General features: G+C 72.2%; 22 protein-coding genes. 6 read left to right on the top strand and 16 right to left on the bottom strand.

Annotation, left to right across the window (positions count from 1 at the left end):
* Positions 1-94: 94 nt before the first annotated feature.
* Complete coding sequence (locus tag MTF65_RS16460) at positions 95-1,252, bottom strand: acyl-CoA dehydrogenase (RefSeq protein ID WP_243629458.1); 1,158 nt, start codon at positions 1,250-1,252, stop codon at positions 95-97.
* Positions 1,253-1,459: 207 nt separating this feature from the next.
* Between MTF65_RS16460 and MTF65_RS16465 the strand changes: the two genes are divergently transcribed.
* From MTF65_RS16465 to MTF65_RS16475, 3 genes are all read left to right on the top strand, one after another.
* Positions 1,460-2,803: a UDP-glucose/GDP-mannose dehydrogenase family protein gene (locus MTF65_RS16465; RefSeq protein WP_243629459.1), complete on the top strand. Its 1,344-nt coding sequence runs from the start codon at positions 1,460-1,462 to the stop codon at positions 2,801-2,803.
* A 318-nt stretch (positions 2,804-3,121) separates the two neighbouring features.
* On the top strand, positions 3,122-3,484 hold the full coding sequence (locus tag MTF65_RS16470; protein WP_243629460.1) for a VOC family protein: 363 nt from the start codon (positions 3,122-3,124) through the stop codon (positions 3,482-3,484).
* A gap of 22 nt (positions 3,485-3,506) precedes the next feature.
* The gene (locus MTF65_RS16475; protein ID WP_243629461.1) at positions 3,507-4,787 is read left to right on the top strand and encodes a glycosyltransferase family 87 protein; all 1,281 of its coding nucleotides are present in this window, start codon (positions 3,507-3,509) and stop codon (positions 4,785-4,787) included.
* On the opposite strand, the gene MTF65_RS16480 is transcribed toward MTF65_RS16475, so the two are convergent.
* The 4 genes from MTF65_RS16480 to MTF65_RS16495 all read right to left on the bottom strand — a co-directional run bounded on the left by MTF65_RS16480 (position 4,784) and on the right by MTF65_RS16495 (position 8,976).
* Entirely contained in the window at positions 4,784-5,896 is a 1,113-nt protein-coding gene (locus MTF65_RS16480; protein WP_243629462.1) for a dipeptidase, read from the bottom strand. The genes MTF65_RS16475 and MTF65_RS16480 overlap by 4 nt on opposite strands.
* Positions 5,897-6,131: 235 nt before the next feature.
* Entirely contained in the window at positions 6,132-7,310 is a 1,179-nt protein-coding gene (locus MTF65_RS16485; RefSeq protein ID WP_243629463.1) for a dipeptidase, read from the bottom strand.
* On the bottom strand, positions 7,307-7,861 hold the full coding sequence (purE, locus tag MTF65_RS16490; protein WP_243629464.1) for a 5-(carboxyamino)imidazole ribonucleotide mutase: 555 nt from the start codon (positions 7,859-7,861) through the stop codon (positions 7,307-7,309). Before purE ends, MTF65_RS16485 begins: the two co-directional genes overlap by 4 nt.
* Complete coding sequence (locus MTF65_RS16495) at positions 7,858-8,976, bottom strand: 5-(carboxyamino)imidazole ribonucleotide synthase (RefSeq protein ID WP_243629722.1); 1,119 nt, start codon at positions 8,974-8,976, stop codon at positions 7,858-7,860. The genes purE and MTF65_RS16495 overlap by 4 nt, the downstream gene beginning before the upstream one ends.
* A gap of 284 nt (positions 8,977-9,260) precedes the next feature.
* On the opposite strand from MTF65_RS16495, the gene MTF65_RS16500 reads away from it, so the two are divergent.
* Positions 9,261-9,824 (top strand): GtrA family protein, encoded by a 564-nt coding sequence (locus MTF65_RS16500; RefSeq protein WP_243629465.1) that lies wholly within the window; start codon positions 9,261-9,263, stop codon positions 9,822-9,824.
* 19 nt (positions 9,825-9,843) lie between these two features.
* Here the strand turns inward: MTF65_RS16500 and MTF65_RS16505 are convergent, their stop codons facing one another.
* Together MTF65_RS16505 and MTF65_RS16510 are read right to left on the bottom strand one after the other, a co-directional pair.
* Positions 9,844-11,109: an ATP-binding protein gene (locus MTF65_RS16505; RefSeq protein ID WP_243629466.1), complete on the bottom strand. Its 1,266-nt coding sequence runs from the start codon at positions 11,107-11,109 to the stop codon at positions 9,844-9,846.
* 13 nt (positions 11,110-11,122) lie between these two features.
* The gene (locus tag MTF65_RS16510) at positions 11,123-11,800 is read right to left on the bottom strand and encodes a response regulator transcription factor (RefSeq protein ID WP_243629467.1); all 678 of its coding nucleotides are present in this window, start codon (positions 11,798-11,800) and stop codon (positions 11,123-11,125) included.
* Between the two features lie 413 nt (positions 11,801-12,213).
* Here MTF65_RS16510 and MTF65_RS16515 point away from each other — a divergent pair, with 413 nt between their 5' ends.
* Positions 12,214-13,731, top strand: coding sequence for a peptide MFS transporter (locus MTF65_RS16515; RefSeq protein ID WP_243629468.1), 1,518 nt, complete (start codon positions 12,214-12,216; stop codon positions 13,729-13,731).
* 84 nt (positions 13,732-13,815) lie between these two features.
* Here the strand turns inward: MTF65_RS16515 and MTF65_RS16520 are convergent, their stop codons facing one another.
* The 8 genes from MTF65_RS16520 to hutU form a co-directional block, all read right to left on the bottom strand.
* On the bottom strand, positions 13,816-15,189 hold the full coding sequence (locus tag MTF65_RS16520; protein WP_243629469.1) for a hypothetical protein: 1,374 nt from the start codon (positions 15,187-15,189) through the stop codon (positions 13,816-13,818).
* A complete protein-coding gene (locus MTF65_RS16525) occupies positions 15,186-16,241 on the bottom strand; it encodes a hypothetical protein (RefSeq protein ID WP_243629470.1) in 1,056 nt (351 codons plus the stop codon). The genes MTF65_RS16520 and MTF65_RS16525 overlap by 4 nt, the downstream gene beginning before the upstream one ends.
* Positions 16,238-17,320, bottom strand: coding sequence for a hypothetical protein (locus tag MTF65_RS16530; protein ID WP_243629471.1), 1,083 nt, complete (start codon positions 17,318-17,320; stop codon positions 16,238-16,240). The genes MTF65_RS16525 and MTF65_RS16530 overlap by 4 nt, the downstream gene beginning before the upstream one ends.
* Positions 17,321-17,337: 17 nt before the next feature.
* On the bottom strand, positions 17,338-18,012 hold the full coding sequence (locus MTF65_RS16535) for an LPXTG cell wall anchor domain-containing protein (protein WP_243629472.1): 675 nt from the start codon (positions 18,010-18,012) through the stop codon (positions 17,338-17,340).
* Between the two features lie 189 nt (positions 18,013-18,201).
* A complete protein-coding gene (gene hutI, locus MTF65_RS16540) occupies positions 18,202-19,383 on the bottom strand; it encodes an imidazolonepropionase (RefSeq protein WP_243629473.1) in 1,182 nt (393 codons plus the stop codon).
* 141 nt (positions 19,384-19,524) lie between these two features.
* The gene (locus MTF65_RS16545; RefSeq protein WP_243629723.1) at positions 19,525-20,877 is read right to left on the bottom strand and encodes a formimidoylglutamate deiminase; all 1,353 of its coding nucleotides are present in this window, start codon (positions 20,875-20,877) and stop codon (positions 19,525-19,527) included.
* Entirely contained in the window at positions 20,874-22,064 is a 1,191-nt protein-coding gene (locus tag MTF65_RS16550; RefSeq protein ID WP_243629474.1) for an allantoate amidohydrolase, read from the bottom strand. Before MTF65_RS16550 ends, MTF65_RS16545 begins: the two co-directional genes overlap by 4 nt.
* A 212-nt stretch (positions 22,065-22,276) precedes the next feature.
* Entirely contained in the window at positions 22,277-23,941 is a 1,665-nt protein-coding gene (hutU, locus tag MTF65_RS16555; RefSeq protein WP_243629475.1) for a urocanate hydratase, read from the bottom strand.
* 104 nt (positions 23,942-24,045) lie between these two features.
* On the opposite strand from hutU, the gene MTF65_RS16560 reads away from it, so the two are divergent.
* Entirely contained in the window at positions 24,046-25,410 is a 1,365-nt protein-coding gene (locus tag MTF65_RS16560) for a diaminopimelate decarboxylase (RefSeq protein ID WP_243629476.1), read from the top strand.
* 152 nt (positions 25,411-25,562) lie between these two features.
* Here MTF65_RS16560 and MTF65_RS16565 read toward each other — a convergent pair whose 3' ends face one another.
* Positions 25,563-26,129, bottom strand: coding sequence for a TetR/AcrR family transcriptional regulator (locus tag MTF65_RS16565; RefSeq protein WP_243629477.1), 567 nt, complete (start codon positions 26,127-26,129; stop codon positions 25,563-25,565).
* Between the last annotated feature and the right edge of the window lie 51 nt (positions 26,130-26,180).

Genomic DNA, 26,180 nt, shown 5'->3' on the forward strand with positions numbered 1-26,180 from the left:
GCGAGGAGGGAACACATCGGCCGGCCGGTAGGGGAAAACGGCAGAGGCACCCCGAAGGGTGCCTCTGAGCTGCGGTTACGGTCGGATTTTCAGGCTACGGAAGGTTGCGAGCCATGACGATGCGCTGGACTTGGTTCGTGCCTTCGTAGATCTGCGTGATTTTGGCATCGCGCATCATGCGCTCCACCGGGTAGTCACGGGTGTAGCCGTAGCCGCCGAGGAGCTGGACGGCGTCCGTGGTGACCTCCATGGCCACGTCGGAGGCGAAGCACTTGGCCGCGGCGCCGAAGAAGGTGAGGTCGGAATCCACGCGCTCCGACTTGGCGGCGGCCGCGTACGTCAGCTGGCGGGCGGCCTCGATCTTCATGGCCATGTCCGCGAGCATGAACTGCACGCCCTGGAAGTCGCCGATCGGCTTGCCGAACTGCTTGCGCTCCTGGACGTAGCCCTTGGCGTAGTCCAGGGCGCCCTGCGCGATGCCGAGCGCCTGGGCCGCGATGGTGATGCGGGTGTGGTCCAGGGTCTTCATGGCGGTGGCGAAGCCGGTGCCCTCGGCGCCGATCATGCGGTCGGCGGGGATGCGGACGTTGTCGAGGTAGACCTCGCACGTCGGGGAGCCCTTGATGCCGAGCTTCTTCTCGGGCGCGCCGAAGGAGACGCCTTCGTCCGACTTCTCGACGACGAAGGCGCTGATGCCCTTGGAGCGCATCGAAGGGTCTGTCACCGCCATGACCGTGTAGAACTCGGAGACGCCCGCGTTGGTGATCCAGCGCTTGACGCCGTTGAGGATGTAGTGGTCGCCGTCGCGGACCGCGCGGGTCTTCATGCCGGCCGCGTCGGAGCCCGCCTCGGGCTCGGAGAGGGCGTACGAGAACATCGCGTCGCCCTTGGCCAGCGGGCCGAGGTACTTGGCCTTGAGCTCCTCGGAGCCGGAGAGGATCACCGGGAGCGAGCCGAGCTTGTTCACGGCCGGGATGAGGGAGGAGGACGCGCAGACGCGGGCCACTTCCTCGATCACGATCACGGTGGCCAGGGCGTCGGCGCCGGCGCCGCCGTAGGTCTCCGGCACGTGGACGGCGTGCAGGTCGTTGGCGACGAGGGCGTCGAGGGCCTCCTGCGGGAAGCGGGCTTCCTCGTCGACCGCGGCCGCGAACGGCAGGATCTTCGCCTCGGCGAGCGAGCGGACGGACTCGCGGAGCATGTCGTGCTCCTCGGCCGGGCGGTACAGGTCGAAGTCGGCAGAACCCGCCAAGATCTCTCACTCCCCAGATGCTAACTACCGTTAAGTAACCCAAATCTTAGTGGCCGGGGTCCCGGCTGCGATATGTAACGCCTACGTGAGCTGCGTGACAGCTGTGTGACAGCGGTTGCGGAAGTTGTGATTCCCCGGAGAGCGTCCCCGTCCGCGTGGCCGACTATGCTCGGTTGCCGCAATCGCCCCGCCACCTCTGGAGCACGCATGGCCCTCAAGATCACCGTGATCGGCACCGGCTACCTCGGCGCGACGCACGCCGCGGCGATGGCGGAGCTGGGGTTCGAGGTGCTGGGCCTGGACGTGGTGCCGGAGAAGATCGAGATGCTGGCGTCCGGCCGGGTGCCGATGTACGAGCCCGGGCTGGAGGAACTGCTGGCCTCGCACGTGGCCGGGCTGCCGGGCTCGACGGGCCGCCTGCGGTTCACCACCTCCTGGGAGGAGGTGGGCGCCTTCGGTGACGTCCACTTCGTGTGCGTGAACACGCCGCAGAAGCACGGCGAGTACGCGTGTGACATGTCGTACGTGGACTCCGCGATGGAATCGCTGGCCCCGCACCTGACGCGGCCGGCCCTGGTCGTCGGCAAGTCCACGGTGCCGGTGGGCTCGGCGGAGCGCCTCGCGGCGAAGCTGGCGGCGCTGGCCCCGGCGGGCGACGAGGTCGAGCTGGCCTGGAACCCGGAGTTCCTGCGGGAGGGCTTCGCGGTGCAGGACACCCTGCACCCGGACCGGGTCGTGATCGGCGTCCAGGGCGACCGCGGCGAGAAGCTGCTGCGCGAGGTGTACGAGACGCCGATGTCGGAGGGGACTCCGCTGGTGGTGACCGACTTCCCGACCGCCGAGCTCGTGAAGACCGCCGCCAATTCCTTCCTCGCGACGAAGATTTCTTTCATCAACGCGATGGCCGAGGTGTGCGAGGCCGCGGGCGGTGACGTGGTCAAGCTGGCGGAGGCCATCGGCTACGACGAGCGGATCGGCGCGAAGTTCCTGCGGGCCGGGATCGGCTTCGGCGGCGGCTGCCTGCCGAAGGACATCCGGGCCTTCATGGCGCGGGCCGGTGAGCTGGGCGCGGACCAGGCGCTGACGTTCCTGCGGGAGGTCGACTCCATCAACATGCGGCGCCGCGGGCACATGGTCGAGCTGGCGCGGGACGCGGTGGGCGGCTCCTTCCTGGGGAAGCGGGTCGCGGTGCTGGGCGCCACCTTCAAGCCGGACTCGGACGATGTGCGGGACTCGCCCGCGCTGAACGTGGCCGGGCAGATCCACTTGCAGGGCGGGCAGGTCACCGTCTACGACCCGAAGGGCATGGACAACGCGCGGCGCGTCTTCCCGACGCTGGGGTACGCGGACTCGGCGCTGGAGGCGGCGCGGGGGGCGGAGGTCGTGCTGCACCTGACCGAGTGGCGGGAGTTCCGGGACGACCTCGACCCGGTCGCGCTCGGTGAGGTCGTCACGGACCGCCTGATGCTGGACGGGCGCAACGCGCTGGATCCGGGGCTGTGGCGGGCCGCGGGCTGGACGTACCGGGCGATGGGGCGGCCGCGGGCCTGACCCTGCGGGGCTTGGACGCGGTCGGTTGGGGCGGGGCCCCGCCGGCGCGACCCCGACCCGGCGGCGCCTCAGGCGCGGGGCCAGGGCAGCCGGCCCCAGGCCGGGCCCGGCCTCGGCTGCCGCTGTCGTGTTCTGGCCCCTCCCCGCCCTTCCACCGTTCCTCCCCCAGCTACCGCTGGGAGGTACCCCCAGGGCTCTGCCCGGACCCGGTCCTCAAACGCCGGACGGGCTGAAGGGGACGGACGGGCTGAAGGGGACGGGCTGGAGGGGCCCTTAGGGTGGCGCTGATCACCCGTCGTAAGTCGTAAGGAGTGCGCCATGGCCATCGCCAAGCTCGGCACCGTCGTCCTCGACTGCCCCGACCCGCTCGCCCTCGCCACCTTCTACGGAGAACTGCTCGGCGCGACGCCCGCCCCCCAGGACGAGACCTGGGTGGACCTCGCCGGGTACGAGGGGACGCCGCTCGCCTTCCAGCAGGCCCCCGGGCACGTCCCGCCGCGCTGGCCGTCCCCCGACGGCTCGCAGCAGTTCCACCTCGACCTGACCGTCGAGGACCTCGACGCGGCGGAGGAGCGGATCCTGGCCCTCGGCGCCAGGCCCCTCGACGCCGACGACAAGGGCCGTTCCTGGCGCGTGTACGCCGACCCCGCAGGTCACCCGGTGTGCCTCTGCGCCAGCTGAGGCCATGGGTAGACTCCCGCCGGTGACCACCACGAGCGGCCTCCGGCCCCACCCCACCGCCGCCGCGCCGGCATCGCCGCCGCGCCGCCGCAGCGCCCTCGTCGCCACGGCGGGCGTCTGGGCGGCCACCCGGGCCGTGATGGTGATCATGCTCGTACGGGGGTTCCACAGCTCGGACATAGTCCGCGTCGAGGTCACCGCGACGTACCACAACTGGTACAACGTGCTGGTCACCGGCACGATGCCGCACAACGACATCATGTGGCAGTACCCCCCGGCGGCCGCGGCGATCTTCCTCTCGCCCGACCTGCTCCCCTTCCTCACCTACTTCCAGTCCTTCGTCGCCCTCACGGTGCTCTGCGACGGCCTGGTCCTGGTCGGACTCTGCCGCGCCGCCCGCCGCTCCGACGGCAGCATGGCCGGCGCCGTGCTGTGGCTCGGCGCGCTGCCGCTGCTGATGGCGACCCCGTTCGCCCGCTACGACGTACAGGTCACCCTGCTCGCCGTGGGCGCGCTGCTCTGCCTGCGCTTCCGTCCCCGCCTCGGCGGCGTGGTCGCGGGCATCGGCGCCATGGTCAAGGTGTGGCCGCTGCTCACGCTGCTCGGCACCCCGCGCGGAAAGTCCACGCGGGATGCCGTCGTCGCGGCCGCCGTGTCGTGCGTCGCGCTGCTCGCCGTCTTCGCGCTGCTCTTCCGCGACACCCTCGGCTTCCTGGGCAACCAGGGGGACCGGGGCGTCCAGATCGAGTCGCTCGGCGGATCCGTGCTGATGTTCCTGCGGGTCATCGACGTCTGGCCCGGTGACATCACCTTCCAGTACGGGGCCTTCGAGTACACCGGGCCGTACGTCGCCGCCGTCGCGCGTGCCTCGCTCGCGCTGACGGTGGCCGGCTTCGTACTGCTTCTGCTGTGGCGCGTCAGGGCCAGGCGGTGGACGACCGCGACCCCGCTGGACGCCGCGCTCTGGGCCGTCATGGTGTTCACGGTCACCAGCCGCGTGCTCAGCCCGCAGTACCTGATCTGGCTGCTCGGCCTCGCCGCGGTCTGCCTGACCTCGAAGAACACCACGCAGCGCCCGATCGCGTGGCTGGTGGTGGTCGCCACCGCGCTGACCAATCTGATCTTCCCCGTGATGTACGGGACGGACATCCTGGCGAGCACACCCCTGGGCACCTTCCTCCTGTGCGCCCGCAACGGCATCCTGCTCCACGCCACGGTGTGGTCCGGCGTCCGGCTGTGGAGGGCGACGGTCTCACCCGTCCCCCTCTCCGTCCCCGTCGCCGGTCCCGGGCGCTCGGCTTAGGCGGTTCGGCGGTGCTGGGCCGCGCGGGCGGTGAACTCCACGTCGCGTAGCACCCGCTGCGCGTTGCCCCAGGTCAGCAGTGATACGTCGGCCTCCGACCAGCCCCTGTCGAGCAGTTCGGCGATGAGCCTCGGGTAGCCCGAGGGGTCGGTCAGCCCGGTCGGCCGGGGGCGGCCCGGTTCGGTGCCGAAGGCGGCTCCGAGGCCGACGCATTCAGGGCCCGCGACGTCCCGTACGTGGTCCACGTGGTCCGCGACCGCGTGCAGGGAGTCCCCGGTCCGCGCGGTGTCGAAGGTGACCATCGCCAGCCCGTTCGCCTCCCGCAGCGCGAGCAGCACCTCGTCGGTCACGTTGTCGGGATGCGGGTTGAGCGCGGCCGCCGCGGTGTTCGAGATGACCACCGGAGCCTTGGAGGCGCCCGCGAGCTGGCAGGCGGCCACCGGGGTGCAGCCGGTCAGGTCCACCAGCATCGACAGCCGGTTCATCTCCTTGATGACCTCGTGGCCGAAGGCCGTCAGGCCGTCCTCGGCCTCGGCCCAGGGCGCTCCGGCGGGCGCGAGGATCCGTACGCCCAGCGCGTGGAACGCGCGCAGCGCGCCCAGCGAGTCCGTCAGCGTACGGCCGGGCACGGGGCCCAGGAACGAGGCGATCCGGCCCCGGTTGTGGGCGTCCGCCATGTCGTCGGCGGTCAGCGCGAGGCACAGGCTGTCGGGGTAGCGGCGCATCAGGGAGAGCGCCACGTCGATCTGTTCGAGGGTGTCGGACACCACCTGGTCGGGGGTCGCGGCCTCTTGGGGGCGGCCCGGCGGCACGAGCAGCGACCAGAACTGGGCACCCACTCCCCCGGCGCGCAGCCGCGGGATGTCGGTGTCGACCCCGACGTCCGGGGTGTCGATGTCGTGGTACGGGCTCTGGCGCAGCGTCCAGACGAGGGTGTTGCACCCGTCCGCGACGGGGTGCACGGTCAGCAGCTCGGCGGCCCGTTCGAGGGCGCCGCCGATGCCGATCGCCGCCGTGGGGGTGGGGGCGGGGACGTCTTCGGCTCCGAGGGAGCCGGGGCCCACGTGGACGTGGCTCGTGTCGGGCAGTTCATCCTGCAGGTCGGCCATGGCGTTTGCTCCGGTCTCGGCGGCAGCAGGGAGAGATGTTGCCACCGTGACATGGGGGGACCGGGGGTTGCCTGGCGGATGGGGCATTCGGGTGACGTTGCCCTGACCGGGCGCGACGGGGACATCCAGCCTCGCCGGCGAGGCTGGATGTGCCCGGCGCGGAGCCTCACACGCCGGCGAGGCTGGAGTTGCCCGGCGGGGCCTCGAACGCCGGCGGGGCTGGGTTGGGCCTCCGTCAGAGGTGGGCGTTTGAGGGAGGGCGGGTGGATGAGTGGGTGGACGCTACCGCTTCCGCGTCGCGGAGGGCTCGTACCGCGTTCGACCAGGTCAGTTTGGCCAGGTCGGGCCGCGACCAGCCGCGGGTCAGCAGTTCCGCGATCAGGTTCGGGTAGCCCGACACGTCGTCCAGCCCGGACGGGGTGAAGGGGGTGCCGTCGTAGTCCCCGCCGATGCCGATGTGGTCGACGCCGGCCACCTCGCGCATGTGGTCCAGGTGGTCGGCGACCGTCGCGGCCGTGGCCACCGGCCGCGGGCGCTCCGCCTCGAAGGCCCGGTGCAGGGCCATCGCCTCGGGGGTGGTGTCCAGGTGGTTCAGGCCGTGCGCCCGCAGGTTCTCGTCCGCGGCCTGGGTCCACTCGACCGCCGCCGGGAGGATGAACTTGGGTACGAAGGTGGCCATGGCCACGCCGCCGTTGGCCGGCAGCAGCTCCAGCACGTCGTCCGGGACGTTGCGCGGGTGGTCGCAGACCGCCCGCGCGGAGGAGTGCGAGAAGATCACCGGCGCGGCCGACGCGGCGATGGCGTCGCGCATCGTCGTCGCGGCGACGTGCGAGAGGTCGACCAGCATGCCGACGCGGTTCATCTCGCGCACGACCTCGCGGCCGAAGTCCGTCAGACCGCCGTGCCGGGGCTCGTCGGTCGCCGAATCCGCCCAGTCGATCGTGTCGTTGTGCGTGAGCGTCATGTATCGCACGCCGAGGCGGTGCAGGGCGCGCAGGGTGGCCAGCGAGTTGTTGATGGAGTGGCCGCCCTCGGCGCCCATGAGGGAGGCGATGCGGCCCTCGGCGCGGGCGGCCTCCATATCGTCCGCGGTCAACGCCCGCACCAGGTCGCCGGGGTAACGGGCGATCAGCTGGTCCACCGCGTCCATCTGCTCCAGCGTGGCGCTGACCGCCTCGTCGCCGGTCAGCTCGGTGCTGACGTACACCGACCAGAACTGGGCGCCGACGCCGCCGGCCCGCAGCCGGGGGATGTCGGTGTGCAGGTACGCCGACTGGTCGGCGGCGATGTCCCGCCGGTCGAGGTCGTAGCGGACCTGCTTGCGCAGCGCCCAGGGGAGGTCGTTGTGGCCGTCGACGACCGGGTGCTCGGCCAGCAGCTCACGCGCCTCGCCCAGGCGCCGCGCGGCGGTCACTTGCCGAATCCGAAGGACTCCGCGCCCGCGACCTTCGCGCGCAGCCGCTTGCCCTTCTCGGTGGCCTGGTCGTTCAGCTCCTGCTGGAACTCGCGCATCCGGCCCAGCAGCTCGCTGTCGTGCGCGGCCAGCATCCGTACGGCCAGCAGGCCCGCGTTGCGCGCGCCGGCGACCGAGACGGTGGCGACGGGAACCCCGGCGGGCATCTGGACGATCGACAGCAGGGAGTCCATGCCGTCGAGGTACTTCAGCGGTACGGGTACGCCGATGACGGGCAGCGGGGTGACCGAGGCGAGCATGCCGGGCAGGTGGGCCGCCCCGCCCGCGCCGGCGATGATCGCCTTCAGGCCGCGCCCGGCGGCCTGTTCCCCGTACGCGACCATCTCGCGCGGCATCCGGTGCGCGGAGACCACGTCCACCTCGTAGGGGATCTCGAACTCGTCCAGGGCCTGGGCGGCGGCCTCCATGACGGGCCAGTCCGAGTCCGAACCCATGACGATGCCGATGACGGGGCCGTTGACGGGGCTGACGCCCTCGGATGAGGTGCTCATGCGGTGATCGTTCCTCTGAGGTAGCCGGCTGCGTGACGTGCGCGCTCCAGCACATCGTCCAGATCGTCGCCGTAGGTGGTGACGTGGCCGACCTTGCGGCCGTGTTTCACGTCCTTGCCGTACATGTGGATCTTCAGCTGCGGGTCGCGGGCCATGCAGTGCAGGTACGCGGCGTACATGTCGGGGTAGTCCCCGCCGAGCACGTTGGCCATGACCGTCCACTTCGCCCGCGGGCGCGGGTCGCCGAGCGGCAGGTCCAGAACCGCCCGTACGTGGTTGGCGAACTGGGAGGTGACCGCGCCGTCCTGGGTCCAGTGGCCGCTGTTGTGCGGGCGCATGGCCAGTTCGTTGACGAGGATGCGGCCGTCGGTGGTCTCGAACAGCTCCACGGCCAGGTGCCCGGTCACGCCGAGCTCCTTGGCGATGCGCAGGGCGAGGCTCTGGGCCTCGCCCGCCAGGGCCTCGGAGAGGTTCGGGGCGGGGGCGATCACCGTGTCGCAGACCCCGTCCACCTGGATGGACTCGACGACGGGGTAGGCCACCGCCTGGCCGTGCGGGGAGCGGACGATGTTGGCCGCGAGTTCGCGGACGAAATCGACCTTCTCCTCCGCGAGGACGGGGACACCGGCCTTGAAGGGGGCCTCCGCGTCCTCCAGGGAGCGGACGAACCACACCCCCTTGCCGTCGTACCCGCCCCGGACGGTCTTGAGGATGACGGGGAAGCCGCCGACCTCGTCCGCGAAGGCCGCCGCGTCCGCCGGATCGCTCACGATCCGGTGGCGGGGGCTCGGCGCGCCGATCTCGTCGAGCTTGGCGCGCATCACCCCCTTGTCCTGGGCGTGCACCAGCGCGTCGGGCCCCGGACGGACGGGGATGCCGTCCGCCTCCAGGGCCCGGAGGTGCTCGGTGGGCACGTGCTCGTGATCGAAGGTGATCACGTCGCAGCCGCGCGCGAAGGCGCGCAGGGTCTCCAGGTCGCGATAGTCGCCGATGACGACATCGCTCACGACCTGGGCCGCCGAGTCCTCTGGAGTGTCACTGAGGAGCTTGAATCTGATACCGAGGGGGATACCCGCCTCGTGGGTCATGCGGGCGAGCTGTCCGCCGCCGACCATGCCGACTACCGGGAACGTCACTCCTCCAGGGTATCCGCCGGTATTCCGCCATTCGGACGTGCCCCTGGCGCGGACCGGGCGCGGACCCGGCGCGGACCCGACGTGGACCCGGCGCGGCTCCGCCCCCGGGCGGCGTGTGCCGTGCCGTGTGCCGTGTGTCGCACGTCGTTCGAAGGCACGTACGCGGCTGTGGGGCGAGACTTAGCATGGGTGGGCGAGGTACCCGAGTGACGAGTGACACCTGAATGCCCTCCATCCCCTACGGACAGGGACCGAACCGACTCATGAGCACGCCGAAGCACGGAACCGCCCTGGAGCGCGTACGCGGTCTCGCCCGGGAGGTCGCCAAGTTCGGGGCCGTCGGCGGTCTGGGCGTGCTGGTCAACCTGGGTGTCTTCAACCTGATCCGCAGCACGACCGATCTCCAGGTCGTGCGGGCGAGCGTCATAGCCACCGTCGTCGCCATCGGCACGAACTACCTCGGTTTCCGCTACTTCGCCTACCGGGACCGTGCGCAGTCCGGGCGCACCCGTGAGCTGGCCCTGTTCGTCGCGTTCAGCGTGATCGGCCTGGTCATCGAGAACGGCGTGCTCTACACGGCCACGTACGGGTTCGGCTGGGACGGCAAGCTGGAGACCAACGTCTTCAAGTTCATCGGGATCGGTGTCGCCACCGTCTTCCGGTTCTGGTCCTACCGGACCTGGGTCTTCAAGGCCCTGCCCACGCCGGCCGCGGCCTCCCTGGTCGTCGAGCAGCGGGACGGGCAGGCCGACGGCCAGAGCGGCGCCCCGGGCGGCGGTGCCCACAGCGCATCCGCCGCCCGCACGCCCGAGCCCGCCGGCAAGTAGCCCGGCCCAGCTGGCGGACCTAGCGGACCGTCTTCTCCGGTTCCACCCGCTCCGGCGCGGTCATGCTCAGGAACAGCGCGAACACCGGGGGCTGCGCCTGGAGCAGTTCGAGGCGTCCGCCGTCGGCCTCCGCGAGGTCCCTGGCCACCGCCAGGCCGATCCCGGTGGAGTTCCGGCCGCTGATGGCCCGTTCGAAGATCCGGTTGCCGAGGTCCGGCGGGACGCCCGGGCCCTCGTCGGTGACCTCCAGGACCGCCTGGTTGCCGATCACCCGGGTGCGCAGCGCGACGGTGCCGCCGCCGTGCATCAGCGCGTTCTCCACCAGGGTGGCCAGTACCTGCGAGACCGCGCCCGGCGTGCCGACGGCGCGTATGCCCGTCTTCCCGGAGCGGACGATGGCCCGCCCGGCGCTGCGGTAGGCCGGCCGCCACTCCTCGATCTGCTGCTTGACGACCTCGTCGAGGTCGAAGGGCACGGCCGAGCCGGTCCGGGGGTCCCGCGAGTTCGTCAGGAGCCGCTGCACCACGTCGGTGAGCCGCTCCACCTGGGTGAGGGCGATGGTCGCCTCCTCCCGTACGGTCTCCAGGTCCTCGGTGACCGTGATCTCCTCCAGCCGCATCGACAGGGCCGTGAGGGGGGTGCGCAGCTGGTGCGAGGCGTCCGCGGCCAGCCGCCGTTCGGCGGTGAGCATGCGCGCGATCCGCTCGGCGCTGGAGTCCAGTACGTCCGCGACCCGGTCCAGCTCGGGTACCCCGTACCGCTTGTGGCGCGGGCGCGGGTCGCCGGAGCCCAGCCGTTCCGCCGTCTCCGCGAGGTCGGTGAGCGGGGAGGCCAGCCGGTTGGCCTGCCGTACGGCGAGCAGGACGGCCGCCACGACGGCCAGCAGGGCCACCGCGCCGACCACGGCCAGGGTGCGCCCGACCTCCTTGGTCACCGTGGAGCGGGCTTCCTCGACGACCACGACCTGGCCCTGCTCGCCGCGCGCGCTGCCCCGGATGACGCTGTCGGGGATCGGCTCGCCGACCTCCACGGGCGACTGCCCGGGGACCTGGACGCGGGCGTACCGGCCGGCGTCGAGCTGCTCGGCGAGCGCCTCGGCGTCGACGGGCCGCTTCTCCAGGATGTCCGCCTCGACGATGCCGACCAGTCGCAGCGCCTCGGACTCGATGCGGTCCTGGGCGCTGCTGGTGATGGTGCGGGTCTCCACGATCACCAGGGAGACCCCGAAGACGGCGATCACGACGAGCACCACGGCGAGCGTGGAGTTGATCAGGCGGCGGCGCATGGCTCAGTACGTACTAGCTCTTCTCGAAGCGGAAGCCGACACCGCGGACGGTGGCGATGTAGCGGGGGTTGGCGGCGTCGTCGCCGAGCTTCTTGCGCAGCCAGGAGATGTGCATGTCGAGGGTCTTGGTGGAGGACCACCAGGTGGTGTCCCAGACCTCGCGCATCAGCTGGTCCCGGGTGACGACGCGGCCGGCGTCGCGGACCAGGACGCGCAGCAGGTCGAACTCCTTGGCCGTGAGCTGGAGCTCCTCCTCCCCCATCCAGGCGCGGTGCGACTCGACGTCGATCCGCACGCCGTGGGTCGCGGGGGTCTGCGCGGTCTCGGCGGCGCCGCGCCGCAGCAGGGCCCGGACCCGGGCGAGCAGCTCGGCGAGCCGGAACGGCTTGGTCACGTAGTCGTCGGCGCCGGCGTCCAGGCCGACGACCGTGTCGACCTCGTCCGCGCGGGCGGTGAGTACCAGGATCGGAAAGCCGTGGCCCTCGGCGCGCAGCCGGCGGGCCACCTCCAGTCCGTCCATGCCCGGGAGGCCCAGGTCCAGGACGACGAGATCGACGCCGCCCTGCAGTCCCGCATCCAGGGCGGTGGGGCCGTCCTCCCGGACCTCGACCTCGTACCCCTCCCGGCGCAGGGCGCGGGCCAGGGGTTCCGAGATGGATGCGTCGTCCTCGGCGAGCAGTACACGCGTCATGTGGGTGATGGTAGTCCGCAGCGGCTGAAAGCAGAGGTGTCCTGCGGGCCCCCTGGCGATCTGGTGTGCTGAACTACTAACTGCCTTCGAATACCTCCCAGCGGTTCCACTCCAGCCTGTGATCCATCTCTCAAGTCCTTCCATATGCCGCAGTGTCGTGTCGTATGGTGGCGAGACGCCTGATGCACTACCCAGGGGACCTTTGTGCCGAAAAACGCGCCAAAGGCCCCTACTTCTGTTCTGGCCGGGTCGGCAGTGCGTGGATCCCGGTTACGGATCTTCCTTCGCTCCCGCACCCCTGTGGGGCGAGACCCCGGGGCGTGGGGTTGGGGTCCGTCGCCGGTGCCGGCCACCCCCCACCGGGCGCTGTTGAGCTCACGAAGCCGAGCGTCCCGAGCAAGCAAGGATCGACCATGGCTTCCAGCCTGACGAAGGACTCTGCGGATCCGTCCGCCGAGAAGACCTTCTTCGGCCACCCCCGTGGCCTGGCCACGCTGTTCATGACCGAGATGTGGGAGCGCTTCTCCTACTACGGCATGCGCGCACTTCTCGTGTACTACCTGGTCTCGGGCGGCGCCGACGCCGCCACGGGCAGCCAGGGCGGCGGCCTTGCGATGACCGCGGCCACCACCACGGCGATCTACTCCGTGTACGTCTCGATGGTCTACCTGATGGCCATGCCGGGCGGATGGTTCGGTGACCGTGTCTGGGGCGCCCGCAAGACGGTCGCGATCGCCGGTTTCGTGATCATGGGTGGTCACCTGTCGCTGGCCCTTCCGGGCCAGGCGATGTTCTTCGTCGGCCTGATCCTCGTCGCGACCGGTTCCGGTCTGCTGAAGGCCAACATCTCCACCATGGTCGGCCACCTGTACGACGGCCCGGAGGACCCGCGCCGCGACGGTGGCTTCACCCTCTTCTACATCGGCATCAACCTCGGCGCCTTCGTCGCCCCGCTCGTCGTCGGCACCGTCGGCAAGGAGTACAACTGGCACCTGGGCTTCGCCCTCGCCGCCGTCGGCATGGGCCTGGGTCTCACCCAGTTCCTGCTCGGCACCAAGCACCTGAGCCCGAAGAGCAGCCAGGTCCCGAACCCGCTGACTCCTGAGGAGCGCAGCGCCGTGATCACGAAGGTCGTGCTCGCGGTCGTGGGCATCGCCGTCTTCTACGGTGCCGTGGTCTGGCTCGGCTACTACACGCTGAACTGGGCCCTGGTCCCGCTGACGCTGGCCGGCCTGATCATCCCGATCGCCGTGCTGGCGCGCATCAAGCGCGACAAGGACCTGTCGGGCTCCGAGCAGTCGAAGATGACCGCGTACATCTGGTTCTTCATCGCCGCCGCCGTCTTCTGGATGATCTACGACCAGGGTGGCTCCACGCTGTCCCTGTTCGCGGACGACAAGACCGCCGGCACCGTCTTCGGCTTCGACTTCTCGGCCACCTGGTACCAGTCGCTGAACCCGCTGTTCGTGATGGCCCTGGCCCCGGTCTTCGCCTGGCTGTGGCTGTGGCTGGCCCGCAAGAACCAGGAGCCGAACACCATCGTGAAGTTCGCGATGGGCCTGGTCCTGATCGGTGCCTCGTTCTTCGTCTTCATCGTCCCGATGGGCATGGCGACCGGCGACGTCAAGGTCTCCCCGATGTGGCTGGTCTCGATCTACATGATCCAGACCATCGGCGAGCTGTGCGTCTCCCCGGTCGGCCTCTCCGTCACCACGAAGATGGCCCCGCAGAAGTACGCCTCCCAGATGATGGGCGTCTGGTTCCTCGCGGTCACCGCCGGTGACTGCACCACCAGCCTGCTCTCCATCGCCGGTGTGGACCTCAACGGCACCTCGGTGATCGGCTTCGAGGCCGCCGCCGCGGTGCTCGCGGGCTTCGCGATCTACTCGTACCGCAAGAAGGTCCAGTCCCTGATGGGCAGCGTCCACTGACGCACCTCGCGCGCTGAGAGCGGCCCGGCACACCTCACGGTGTGCCGGGCCGCTCCTTTTGCCGTGCCTCTTGCCGTGCCCTGCTTACCGCGTGCCGCGCAGCCGGCGCCACGGGGTGAAGGTGAAGACGGCCGCGCCGAGCAGGATCACCGTGCCGGCGACCAGGGCCAGGGCCTTGATGCCGCCCTCGTCCTCGGCGCCGGTCTCGGCGAGGCCGCCCGAGGCGGTGTTGCCGGCCGTGTTCCCGGCGGTGCTCCCGGCGGTGGTGGAGCCGGTCGCGGACTGCGAGCCGGAGCCGCCCGGCTGGGCGGTGGTGTCCAGCTCCAGCGAGACGCCGCTGCTGGCCGCCTTGCAGGGCACATTGATCGGCGTGGCGCCCGGCGCCATCGTGACGTCGATCGTCAGCTGATCCGGGCTCAGGGTCACCTTGCCGCTCTTGCCCGGCTTGTAGGTGCCGGTCATGTCGTTGAGGCTGACCGGGGCCTTGTCCGGGATGGGCTCCGCGTTGGCCGGGCCGGAGACCTTGACCATGCCGCTGTCGGCGCCGCCGAGCTTGATGTTCATCGAGGGCTTGAGGGCCCCCGCCGGGAGGGCCATCGGGCTGGCCATCGCGCCCTTGGCGGTCTTGACGGTCAGGTCGTAGGCGCCGCCGTTCTTCTTGGCGTTGATGGTGACCGGGGTCTTGATGCCGCCGGGGACGACCGGGCCGCAGTCGAAGGCGACCTCGACGGGCTTGCCGGGGAAGTCGGTCTGGCCGCCGCCCCCGCCGCTCGTTCCGCCGCTGGTGGTCGAGCCGCCGGTCGTGGTGCCACCGCTGGTGGTGCCGCCGCTGCTGGTCCCGCCGGTCGTGGTCCCGCCGCTGGTGGTCGAGCCGCCGCTGGTGGTTCCTCCGCTCGTGGTGCCGCCGCTGCCGGAGCCCTCCGAGACGTCGATGGTGTGGCCGACGCCCACGCTCCCCTGCGGGGCGCACTTGGTGACGAAGGTGCCGAAGGAGAAGGTGACGGCGACCTCGTACTTGCCGGGAGTCAGGGTGATCTTGCCGGCCTTGGTGAGCTTCAGCTTGCCCTTCATGGCGGACATGACCATCGGGGCCTTCTTGGGGATCTCCGGGTTCTTCTTCTCTCCGACGACCTTGAGTTCCCCCATCCCGCCGCCGACCGCCATCCAGCCCGTGGGCAGGACGGAGTCCTTCGGGATCACCATCAGGTCCGTGTTGTTCGACGCCGGCTTGACGGTCTCCCAGACCACCTCGACCTCGTCGCCCACCTTGGCCGTGGCCGGGGCCGTGATCCTGGCGGTGGTCTCGCCCTCCACCGGATCACCGCCACCGGCCGGCGGAACGCACTTGACCTTGTACGTCGCCTCGCCGGCCTGGGCGGGCGAAGCCACCATGACCATGCCCGCGCCGCCGAGCAGCAGCGCGACCACGGCCGCGCTCACCCTCCGTTGGGTCTTCACGAATGTCCCTTCGTCGTCGAACGGTTCTCAGACGGTGCGGATGTCTGTGACGTCTGTGGTGCGTCGGTCCCCGGCTCGCTGTCCGGGGTGAACCACGGCAGGACCGCCGTGGAGGCCTGGGGGGACTCCGCCGGCCGCCCCGAGCGGGGCGGCGGCGCTGATCCCCGTACCGCCGGGACCCTCGGCCGGACCCGGTCCACGACGGCCATGCCGGCCCGGAAGAGGGCGGCCGGGATCACCACCAGGAGCAGGCCCCAGAACAGCAGCACCCCGTACGGGCGGTCCACGCCCCAGGGCTGGCCGGCCACGACCTTGTCGCCGTACTTGAGGGAGATCGTGTAGTCCCCGTGGGCGCCCGCGGACAGGGTCACGTCCAGCTCGATCTCCGCCTTGCCGCCCGGCGGGATGGTGCCCTTCCAGCGGACCTCCTCCCACACGGGGGCGAAGACGCCGTGCGCGGTGCCGAGCTGGAAGACCGGGTCCTTGACCGGCGCGGAGCCGAGGTTCCCGACGGTGGCCGTGAACTTCCGGCTGGGCGGGGCGCCGAACCAGGTCAGCACCCCGTCGTCGCCCACCAGCCGGACCCCGGTGAGCATCGCGAGGCGGGCCGTGCCGCTCTCCGCGGGCAGCTCGGCCACCGGGTGGTCGGTGATCTTGATCGGGGCCGCGACCGTGGACTGGTCTCCGTTGACGGAGGTGACGTTCACGACGCAGGGGCAGGGCTTGGGCGGGGCCACGACCGGCAGCCGGGCGGCGAAACGCCCGTCGTCGGCGACCGCGACCGCGACGCCGTCGGCGTTGGCGCAGCTGTTGGTGCCGCCGATCATGTTCTGGCCACAGACCAGCAGCATCACCAGGGTCTTGGCCGGCCAGCCGGTGCCCGTGACGCTGATCTCGGTGCCCTTGGCCGCCTCCTTGAGGGAGAGCTCCACCGCCGGCTCGGCCTCCTCGGCGGCGGCCGCGGCCGGGGCCGCCGGGAACAGCGCCAGGGCGCACGCCGCCAGCACCGCCGCCAGGAGCGATCCCGTCCTTCCGCGGACCGTGGCGCTCACCTGGCTGCTCCCGTCAACTCGTGTTCCGATGCCTGGGCCTGTGCGGATACGGGCGCCTGGTTCTGGTCCGTCGGCGGCTCGCGCCGGGTGCGCCGGGTGCGTACGAGGAGCAGCGCGGCCCCCGTCGTCGCGCCGAGGGCGGCCAGCCCGGCGCCCGTCGCGCCGGCGATTCCCCAGGGCACGCACCACACGGAGGCGCCGGCCGTGGCCCGGGCGCCGCCGGGGGCGGTGACGGTGAGGATGAGATCGACCTTGTCGAACACCGGCGCTCCGGGCCAGGGCTCGGTCAGCTCGACCCGCTGGCCCGGCAGGAGTTCCACCGGCAGGGCGCGGGCGCCGCGACCCGGGACCTCGCCGAACCGGCCCTTCGCGCGGATCGCCAGCTCGGGGGCCAGGGCCACGTTGCCCCGGTTGACCAGGGTGTACGCGACGACCCGGCCCGCGCCCTCGCCGCGTACGGCCACGTCCTCGACGGTGAGGGCGGCCAACGTGGGGCCGCTGACGCGCAGGTGGACCCGTACTCCCACCTCACGGCCGGCCTCGGTGGCGACCACGGCGGCCGGGTGGTCCCCGGGCGGGGACGCGGGCGGCACGGTGACGGTGAAGGGGACCACCGCGCGGGTGCGGGGCGGGATGGTGACCGTGGCGCCGCCGCCGAAGCTGATCCAGGAGCCGGCTCCCGCGGCCGCTGGCGTGGCCGGGGCCGGGGGCGTGTCCGGGGGCGTGGCCGGGCGCACCGCGAAGGCGCCGTCCGGCGTGTTGTAGGCGTCGGCCCCGCGCAGTGTGACGGTGTGCTCCTGGTCGGTGGTGTTGGCCAGGGCGAGCCGGTCCTCCAGGACGGTGCCGGGGGTGCCGGCCATGTAGTAATACGGTCGCGTGTAATACGGTCGCGTGGAGTACGGGCGGGCGGCGGCGCCGGCGCGCCCGGAGACGGGTTCGGCGGTCCAGCCGGGCTCGTCGGACGCGGCGGCAGCGGAGGCGGTAGCGGCGGAGGCGGCCGTCACTATCGGGACGGCGTGGAGTGCGGCGGCCGCGAGGAGCGGCACGCCGAGACGGGTGAACGCGTGGAGCACGGGCATGGCCGGGGGCGCTCCGTTCAGGACCGGGCCCGCCGGCCGCGCCGGGTCAGCCAGAGCACGCCCGCGGCGCCGGCGAGCACCACGGTGGCGCCGAGGGTGCCGAGGGCGAGGGCGGAGTCGGTGGGTCCGGTCTGCGGAAGGGTCTCGGAGCCCCCGGGCGGCGTCTCCTTCGCGGCGCCGCCGGCCGCGGTGACGTCCAGTTCCAGGGCGGGCTTCGGGCTGTTGCCGGGGGTGCAGGTGGTGGTGGTCCCCAGCGCCTTGATGGTAAGCACGCCCGCGGTGAAGGTGACCTTGCCACTCTTCTTCGGGGTGTAGGTGCCCGAGAGATCGGTGATCTTGATGGGGGTGTTGGCGGGCGCGGCCTCGGGGTTGGGCGGCCCGGAGACCGGGACCGTGGCCTTCTCCGCGCCGCCCACCTGGATGACGGCGCTGGGGCTCATCGCGCCCTTGCCGAGTTCGACGGGGCTGGACGACACGCCCTTCTGGAAGGCCATCGTCAGCTTGTACCCGTCGCCTTCCTTGACGGCCTTGATGTCGATGGGCGAGACCGCCGACTTGTCGCCGATGGGGGTGACGCAGTTGTACTCGACGTCGACCACGGTGGCGTGGGCTGCGGGGGCGGCCAGCAGTACCGCCGATCCGGCCAGCGCAGAGGCCAGCGCGAGTGCGGTGGAGCGTTTCCGGTTGGACACCTTCGTCTTCCCCTCGGGCCACAAGTTACTGACGACACATCAGATTGGTGGCTCAAGGTACGCCCGGGACCTTACGGAGGGAAGACACAGAACAGGCCCGGATCCACGGCCTGTCGGCCGCCCGGATTCAGGCCATGTCCGTGTGTGTCGGGGGTCGTCGGGGGATCGTCGGGGGGCGTCGGGGGCCCTTCAGGCGGCGCGGACCCCGCGCTGCCAGACGGCGGAGACGAGCGGGACGCCGGGGCGGTAGGCGAGGTGGACATGGCTCGGGGCATCGAGGAGGGCCAGGTCGGCACGGGCTCCGGGGGTCACGACGCCCACGTCGGCGCGGCGCAGGGCGCGGGCACCGCCGGCGGTGGCGGACCACAGGGCCTCGTCGGGGGTCATGCCCATGTCCCGGACGGCGAGCGCGACGCAGAACGGCATGGAACTCGTATACGAGGAGCCGGGGTTGCAGTCGGTGGACAGCGCGACGGTGACGCCCGCGTCGAGCAGGCGGCGGGCGTCGGGCCACTGGGCGCGGGTGGAGAACTCGGCGCCGGGGAGCAGGGTGGCGACGGTGGTCGCGGCTGCCTGGGCGAGGGCGTCCACGTCGGCGTCGGTGAGGTGGGTGCAGTGGTCGGCGGAGGCGGCTTCCAGCTCCACGGCGAGCTGGACGCCCGGGCCGTACGAGAGCTGGTTGGCGTGCACGCGCGGGATCAGCCCGGCGGCGGCGCCGGCGGTGAGGATCGCGCGGGCCTGCTCCCCGTCGAAGGCGCCCTTCTCGCAGAACACGTCCACCCAGCGGGCGTACGGGGCGCAGGCGGCCAGCATCTCGCCGGTGACCAGGTCCACGTACCCGGCGGGGTCCTCGGCGTAGTCGGGGGACACGATGTGAGCACCGAGGTAGGTGACCTCCTCGGTGTGCGCGGCGGCGATGCGCAGCGCGCGGGCCTCGTCGGCGACGGTGAGGCCGTAGCCGGACTTGGTTTCAAAGGTGGTGGTGCCCTGGCGGCGGGCCTCGTCGAGGTGGCGCACCAGGTTGGCTTCGAGCTCGGCGTCGGTGGCGGCGCGGGTGGCGGCGACGGTGGTGCGGATGCCGCCGGCGGAGTAGCTGCGGCCGGACATCCGGGCGTTGAACTCGGCGGTGCGGTCGCCGGCGAAGACCAGGTGCGAGTGGGAGTCGACGAAGCCGGGGATCAGGGCCCGGCCCTGGGCGTCGTACGCCGTGTCGGCGGCCGGGGCCGTGTCGGCGGGGCCGACCCAGGCGATGCGGTCGCCGTCGATGACCACGGCCGCGTTCTCGACCAGGCCGAGGGGGCCGCCGTCGCCGAGGGCGGGGTCGTTGGTGACGAGGCTGCCGATGTTGGTGATGACGGTGGTGGTGGTCATGGGTTCCTCTCAGGGAACTGGGGCTCCGCCCCAGACCCCGCGCAAGATCCAGCCTCGCCGGCGTTTGAGGCGCGGGGTCCGGGGCGGAGCCCCGGTTTCGGGAAGGGGCGGGGTGGGGAAGGCCCGCCGCAGGCGCCCCGGTCAGGAGCGGACGGCGGCGATGGACTCGGCGAGGGCCGACGGGACGTCGCCGACCAGGGTGTGGTGGCCGTCGCGGACGATGTGGCGACCGCCGACCACCGTGTGACGGACGTCCGCAGCCGAGGCCGCGAACACCGCCGTCTCGGCGCCCAGGCGGGGCGGCGGACCGGCCGTCCTGACGGAGTCCAGCGCGATCGTGGTGAAGTCCGCGAGCACACCCGGCTCCAGGCGGCCCGCGTCGGGCCGCCCGAGGGCCGCGTGGCCGTCGGCGGTGGCGGCCGTGAGCAGCTCGTTCGCCGTCCAGTGGCCGCGGGTCCGGCTGCGCAGGCGCTCGTTGAGCTCCATCGCGCGGGCCTCTTCGAGCAGGTCGATCACCGCGTGGCTGTCGCTGCCGAGCGAGAGCGGGCTGCCCGCCTGCTGGAGCCGGCCGGCCGGGCCGATGCCGTCGGCCAGGTCGCGCTCGGTGGTCGGGCACATGCAGGTGCCGGTGGTGGTGCCGCCGAGGAGCGCGATGTCGGCGTCGGTGAGGTGCGTGTTGTGGACGCCGGTGGTGCGCGGGCCGAGCACGCCGTGGTCGGCGAGGAGCTGGGTCGGGGTGCGGCCGTGGGCGTCCTGGCAGGCGTCGTTCTCGGCGGTCTGCTCGGAGAGGTGCACGTGCAGGGGCACCTGCCGCTCCTCGGCCCAGCGGGCGACGGTGGCCAACTGGTCGGCGGGCACGGCACGTACCGAGTGGATCGCGGCGCCGATCAGGGCGTGCTCGCGGGGCTTCAGCCCCGAGACGCGCTCGGCCCATGCCTCGGCGGTGCCGTCGGAGAAGCGCTGCTGGTGGGGGTTGGGGGCCTGGCCACTGTGCGCATTCAAGATTCCCGCCGAGAGGTAGGCGGTGTCGAGGAGGGTGATCCGGATGCCGGCCGCGGCGGCCGCCTCGATCAGGGCCTCGCCCATGGCGTTCGGGTCGGCGTACGGGGTGCCGCCGGGCGCGTGGTGGACGTAGTGGAACTCGCCGACGTTGGTGATGCCGGCCAGCGCCATCTCCGCGTACACGGCGCGGGCCAGCGCGAAGTACGTGTCGGGGGTGAGGTTCTGGGCGACGTTGTACATGACGTCGCGCCAGGTCCAGAAGGTGCCGCTGCCGACCTGGACGACGGAGCGCAAGGCCCGGTGGAAGGCGTGGGAGTGCGCGTTGGCCAGGCCGGGAAGCGTCAGGCCGCGCAGCACCTCCGCGCCCGGGGGCGGGGCGTCCACCCCGGTCCGCACCGCGGCGATCCGCCCGTCGGCGGACACCTCCAGGGCAACGCCCGGCTCGACATGGGTGCCGAGCCAGGCGTGCTCCAGCCAGTACGTCGTCGTCAGCGGCACGCGAGACCTTCCAGTACGTCGGCGAGGGCGAGGACGCCGGCCACGCAGTCGTCCTCGGCGGCGAACTCCCGCGGGGAGTGGGAGACGCCGGTGGGGTTCCGTACGAACAGCATCGCGGTCGGGACGGCGGCGGAGAGGATTCCGGCGTCGTGTCCCGCCCCGGTGCCGAGGACGGGGACGGCCCCGCCCAGGATCCGGTTCATCTCGTCGCGCAGGGCGTGTTCGAACTCGACGACCGGGGTGAAGGACTCCCGGACGATGGCGAGGTCGATCCCGTCCCGGTCGGCGCGCTCGCGGGCGGCCTTCTCGATGGCCGTGACCACGGTGTCGAGGGTGGCCTGGTCGGCGGCGCGGGAGTCGAGCCAGCCGCGCACCAGCGAGGGGATGGCGTTGACCCCGTTGGGCTCGACCGCGATCTTCCCGAAGGTGGCGACCGCCCCGGCGAGGGCCGCCTCGGCGCGGGCCGCGAGGACGGTCGCCGCGTACGTGAGCATCGGGTCACGGCGGTCGACCAGCCGGGTGGTGCCGGCGTGGTTGGCCTCGCCGTGGAAGTCGAACCGCCAGCGGCCGTGCGGCCAGATCGCGGACGCGATGCCGACGGAGTCCCCCGACAGGTCGAGGGCGCGGCCCTGTTCGACGTGGAGTTCCACGAAGGCGCCGATGCGGCCGAGGCGTTCGGGGTCGGCCCCGATGGCCTCGGGGTCGTACCCGGCGGCCTCCATGGCCTCGGGCAGGCTGATGCCGTCCGCGTCCCGGAGCGCGTACGCCTTCTCCTTGGTCAGCTGCCCCGCGGCGAGCCGGGAGCCGACGCAGGCCAGGCCGAACCGGGCTCCTTCCTCGTCACCGAAGTTGGTGATGGCCAGCGGCCTGGAGAACTCCGCGCCCCTCCTGCGGAGTTCGTCCAGGGCCGCGAAGGAGGACACCACCCCGAGGGGGCCGTCGAAGGCCCCGCCGTCGGGGACGGAGTCCAGGTGGGAGCCGGTGACGACGGCGTCGCCCGCGAGGGGGTCGCCGAGCCAGGCCCACTGGTTGCCGTTGCGGTCGGTCTCGTACGTGAGGCCGCGCGATTCCGCTTGCGCTTGGAACCAGGTCCGACAGTCGGCATCGGCCCCGGTCCAGGCGTAGCGGCGGTACCCGCCGGAGTCGGCGTTGCGGCCGATGGGCGCGAGGTCCGCCCACATGGCGTGGAACGAGCTGCTTTCTCCCCGCCCCGCCCTTTCTCCGTTTCTCCCCCAGCTCCGCTGGGAGGTACCCCCAGGGGCGGTGCCCCCGGACCCGCCGGGAAGGCCCACGGCTTCGCCGGGGCCATTCTCAGCCCCGCCGGCGTTTGAGGCGCGGGGGTCCGGGGGCAGAGCCCCCGGCAGCGGCGCCGCACCCGGGATGTCTGCCTCGCTCACGCGGAGTCGCCCTCGCGCATCGGGACGCGGACACCACGCTCGTCCGCGACCGACTCCGCAATGTCGTAGCCGGCATCGACATGCCGGATGACACCCATGCCCGGGTCATTCGTCAGGACCCGGCGGATCTTCTCGCCCGCCAGAGCGGTGCCGTCGGCGACCGTGACCTGGCCCGCGTGGATCGAGCGGCCCATGCCGACGCCGCCGCCGTGGTGGATGGAGACCCAGGAGGCGCCGGAGGCGACGTTGACCATCGCGTTCAGCAGCGGCCAGTCGGCGATCGCGTCGGAGCCGTCGAGCATGGCCTCGGTCTCGCGGTACGGGGAGGCGACGGAGCCGCAGTCGAGGTGGTCGCGGCCGATGACCAGCGGGGCGGCCAGCTCGCCGCTCGCCACCATGTCGTTGAAGCGCTCGCCGGCCTTGTCGCGCTCGCCGTAGCCGAGCCAGCAGATGCGCGCGGGCAGGCCCTGGAAGTGGACGCGCTCGCCCGCCATCTTGATCCAGCGGTGCAGGGACTCGTTCTCCGGGAAGAGGTCGAGCATCGCCTTGTCGGTCTTGTGGATGTCCGAGGCCTCGCCGGAGAGCGCGGCCCACCGGAAGGGGCCCTTGCCCTCGCAGAACAGCGGCCGGATGTAGGCGGGAACGAAGCCGGGGAAGGCGAAGGCGCGGTCGTAGCCGGCCAGCTGGGCCTCGCCGCGGATGGAGTTGCCGTAGTCGAAGACCTCGGCTCCGGCGTCCATGAAGCCGACCATGGCCTCGACGTGCTTGGCCATGGACTCGCGGGCGCGGGTGGTGAAGCCCGCCGGGTCCTTGGCCGCGTAGGAGGCCATGTCCTCGAAGTCGACGCCGACGGGGAGGTAGGCGAGCGGGTCGTGCGCCGAGGTCTGGTCGGTCACGATGTCGATCGGGGCGCCCTCGGCCAGCATCTGCGGGAGCAGCTCGGCCGCGTTGCCGAGGAGGCCGATGGAGAGCGGCTTGCGGGCGTCGCGGGCCTCGACGGCGAGCTGGAGGGCGTGGCGGAGGTTGTCGGCCTTGACGTCCAGGTAGCGGTGCTCGATGCGGCGGTCGATGGCGCGCGGATCGACGTCGATACAGATCGCGACGCCGTCGTTCATGGTCACGGCCAGCGGCTGGGCGCCGCCCATGCCGCCGAGGCCGGCGGTGAGGGTGATGGTGCCCGCCAGGGTCCCGTTGAACTTCTTGGCGGCGACGGCGGCGAAGGTCTCGTAGGTGCCCTGGAGGATGCCCTGCGTACCGATGTAGATCCACGACCCGGCGGTCATCTGGCCGTACATGGTCAGGCCCAGGTGCTCCAGGCGGCGGAACTCCTCCCAGTTGGCCCAGTCGCCGACGAGGTTGGAGTTGGCGAGCAGGACGCGCGGGGCCCACTCGTGGGTCTGCATCACGCCGACCGGCCGGCCGGACTGGACGAGCATCGTCTCGTCCTGCTTGAGGGTCTGGAGCGTGCGCACCATCGCGTCGTACGAGCGCCAGTCGCGCGCGGCCTTGCCGGTGCCGCCGTAGACGACCAGCTTGTCGGGGTGCTCGGCGACCTCGGGGTCGAGGTTGTTCTGGAGCATCCGCAGCGCGGCCTCCTGCTGCCATCCCAGGGTGCTGAGCTCCGTGCCTCGCGCTGCCCGTACGGGGCGGGGTCCTGACATGGCGTTGCCTCCTCCGATGTTGGTCAATCCATTCACATCCTCTCCTCCTGAATAGATCCAGTCAACAGCTGCGCGCGGGCGCGCCGGATGATTGGCTTTTCCGCATGGCTGTCGAGACGCACACGGCGACGGACGCGGAGGGCGCCGCCGCGCGCCGGGACCTGGCCGTACGGGCCGCCGTCGAACAGGGTCTGGTGGGCGGGGCGGAGGGCTCGGAGCCGCTGGTCTGCCTGCTGGACGTGGCCGGGATCCAGGCCTCGGCGGCCGCCCTGGCCGGCGCGTTCGCGGCCGCGCTCCCGCCCGGCACCCCGGTACTGCACGCCTTCGCCGTGAAGGCCGCGCCCCTGGTGCCGGTGCTGCGGCTGCTGGCGGCGGCCGGGTTCGGCTGCGAGGTGGCGAGCCCCGGCGAGCTGGCGCTGGCCCGGGCGGCCGGGGTCGCGCCGGAGCGGACCGTGCTGGACTCCCCCGCCAAGACCCCGGCCGAGCTGCGCGAGGCGCTGGCGCTGGGCATCGCGGTCAACGCCGACAACCGGCAGGAGCTGGAGCGGCTCGACGCGCTCGTCGCCGCCGTCCCCACCGCGTCCCCGATCGGGATCCGGATCAACCCGCAGACCGGGGCGGGGGCCATCGACGCCCTGTCCACGGCGACCGCCACCTCCAAATTCGGCGTCCCGCTGCGCGACCCGGGCGCCCGGGCCTGGCTGGTACGGGCCTTCGCCGAGCGCCCGTGGCTGACCCGGCTGCACACCCACTCGGGCTCGCAGGGCGTCCCGCTGCCGCTGATCGCGCAGGGCGTACGGGAACTGCACGCCCTGGCGGAGGAGATCAACGCGGCGGCCGGGGGGCGGCAGATCGACACCCTCGACATCGGCGGCGGCCTGCCGGTGAACTTCGCCTCCGACGAGCAGACCCCGACGTACGCGGAGTACGTGGCGGCGCTGCGCGGGGCCGTGCCGGCCCTGTTCGACGGCTCGTACGGGCTGGTCACGGAGTTCGGCCGGTCACTGCTGGCCAAGCACGGCCTGGTGCTCGCGCGGGTGGAGTACACGAAGACCACCGGCGGCCGCCCCATCGCCCTCACCCACGCCGGGGTCCAGCTGGCCACCCGCACCGTGTACGCCCCGGCGGCCTGGCCGGTGCGGATCCTCCCGTACGACGCCAAGGGCACCCCGAAGACGGGCACCCCCGTCCCCCAGGACATCGCGGGCCCGGCCTGCTTCGCGGGCGACCTGCTGGCCACGGCCCGGGAGCTGCCGGAGCTGTCGCCGGGCGACCTGATCGGCGTCCCGGACACGGGCGCGTACTTCTTCACGGCCCACTACGGCTACAACAGCCTCCCGCGCCCTGCGGTCCACGGCTTCCGGATCACCCCGGGGGGCGGAGTCCACTTCACCCTGGCCCGCCCGGCGCAGTCCCCCGCGCAGATCGTGGCGGAGGCGGGCGGCGCCCTCCGCGACGCCCTGCTGTAGCCGCTGCGCGGGGCCTTCTCCCCCCACCCTTACTCCGTTTCTCCCCCGGCTGAAAGATCCAGCCTCGCCGGCGTTTGAGGCGCTGGGGGCACCTCCCAGCGGTAGCTGGGGGAGGGTCTGGGGGCGAGCCCCCAGGAGGCCCCGCGCAGCGGCTACGGGTGGGCGGCAGACAGGGTCGCCGCGACCGCCGGGGCGAGCCCGGCCACGAGTTCGTCCGGGGTCAGGGCGGTCACCGCGGGGAGCCGCAGGAGGTAGCGGGTCAGGGCCAGACCCAGCAGCTGGGCCGCGACCAGGCCGGCCGCGCGGGCGGCCCGGTCGGGGCCGAGGGCCGCGACCAGCGCCGGGGCGACCTGGGTCGCGAACACCTCCCGCATCCGGGCCGCGCCCCGCTCGTTCGTCACCGCCGAGCGCAGCAGCACCAGCAGGGCGTCATCGGCCGGATCGCCCTCCCACCGGTCCACGAAGTGCCGTACGAGGGCGGCGGGCAGCTCCCCGGCGGGCACGGCGCGCAGGTCGGGCATGCGCAGGTCCACCGCCAGGGCGGCCTCGAAGAGCCCGTCCTTGCTGCCGAAGTACCGCATGACCATCGACGGGTCGATCTCCGCGTCCGCCGCGACGGCGCGGATGGTCGTGCGCTCGTACCCCTGGGCGGCGAAGCGCTCGCGGGCCGCCCGCAGGATCGTCGTCTTGGTCGTGTCGGAGGAGCGTCGTGCCGTCATGCCAACAATCGTAGGCCAACATGCGTTGACATGACAGCCCCGGCAGGCGCA

Source organism: Streptomyces sp. APSN-46.1, assembly GCF_022815725.1.
GTDB lineage: Bacteria > Actinomycetota > Actinomycetes > Streptomycetales > Streptomycetaceae > Streptomyces.

Bases quoted from the DNA above. Each gene is read 5' to 3' on its own strand.
- MTF65_RS16550 (WP_243629474.1), bottom strand. From the start codon at position 22,064: ATGTGGGCGGACCTCGCGCCCATCGGCCGCAACGCCGACTCCGGCGGG.
- MTF65_RS16495 (WP_243629722.1), bottom strand. From the start codon at position 8,976: ATGGTCGGCGGCGGACAGCTCGCCCGCATGACCCACGAGGCGGGTATC.
- MTF65_RS16505 (WP_243629466.1), bottom strand. From the start codon at position 11,109: ATGCGCCGCCGCCTGATCAACTCCACGCTCGCCGTGGTGCTCGTCGTG.
- MTF65_RS16565 (WP_243629477.1), bottom strand. From the start codon at position 26,129: ATGACGGCACGACGCTCCTCCGACACGACCAAGACGACGATCCTGCGG.
- MTF65_RS16480 (WP_243629462.1), bottom strand. From the start codon at position 5,896: ATGGCCGACCTGCAGGATGAACTGCCCGACACGAGCCACGTCCACGTG.
- MTF65_RS16515 (WP_243629468.1), top strand. From the start codon at position 12,214: ATGGCTTCCAGCCTGACGAAGGACTCTGCGGATCCGTCCGCCGAGAAG.
- purE (WP_243629464.1), bottom strand. From the start codon at position 7,861: ATGAGCACCTCATCCGAGGGCGTCAGCCCCGTCAACGGCCCCGTCATC.
- MTF65_RS16560 (WP_243629476.1), top strand. From the start codon at position 24,046: ATGGCTGTCGAGACGCACACGGCGACGGACGCGGAGGGCGCCGCCGCG.
- MTF65_RS16500 (WP_243629465.1), top strand. From the start codon at position 9,261: ATGAGCACGCCGAAGCACGGAACCGCCCTGGAGCGCGTACGCGGTCTC.
- hutI (WP_243629473.1), bottom strand. From the start codon at position 19,383: ATGACCACCACCACCGTCATCACCAACATCGGCAGCCTCGTCACCAAC.
- MTF65_RS16510 (WP_243629467.1), bottom strand. From the start codon at position 11,800: ATGACGCGTGTACTGCTCGCCGAGGACGACGCATCCATCTCGGAACCC.
- MTF65_RS16470 (WP_243629460.1), top strand. From the start codon at position 3,122: ATGGCCATCGCCAAGCTCGGCACCGTCGTCCTCGACTGCCCCGACCCG.
- MTF65_RS16465 (WP_243629459.1), top strand. From the start codon at position 1,460: ATGGCCCTCAAGATCACCGTGATCGGCACCGGCTACCTCGGCGCGACG.
- hutU (WP_243629475.1), bottom strand. From the start codon at position 23,941: ATGTCAGGACCCCGCCCCGTACGGGCAGCGCGAGGCACGGAGCTCAGC.
- MTF65_RS16530 (WP_243629471.1), bottom strand. From the start codon at position 17,320: ATGCCCGTGCTCCACGCGTTCACCCGTCTCGGCGTGCCGCTCCTCGCG.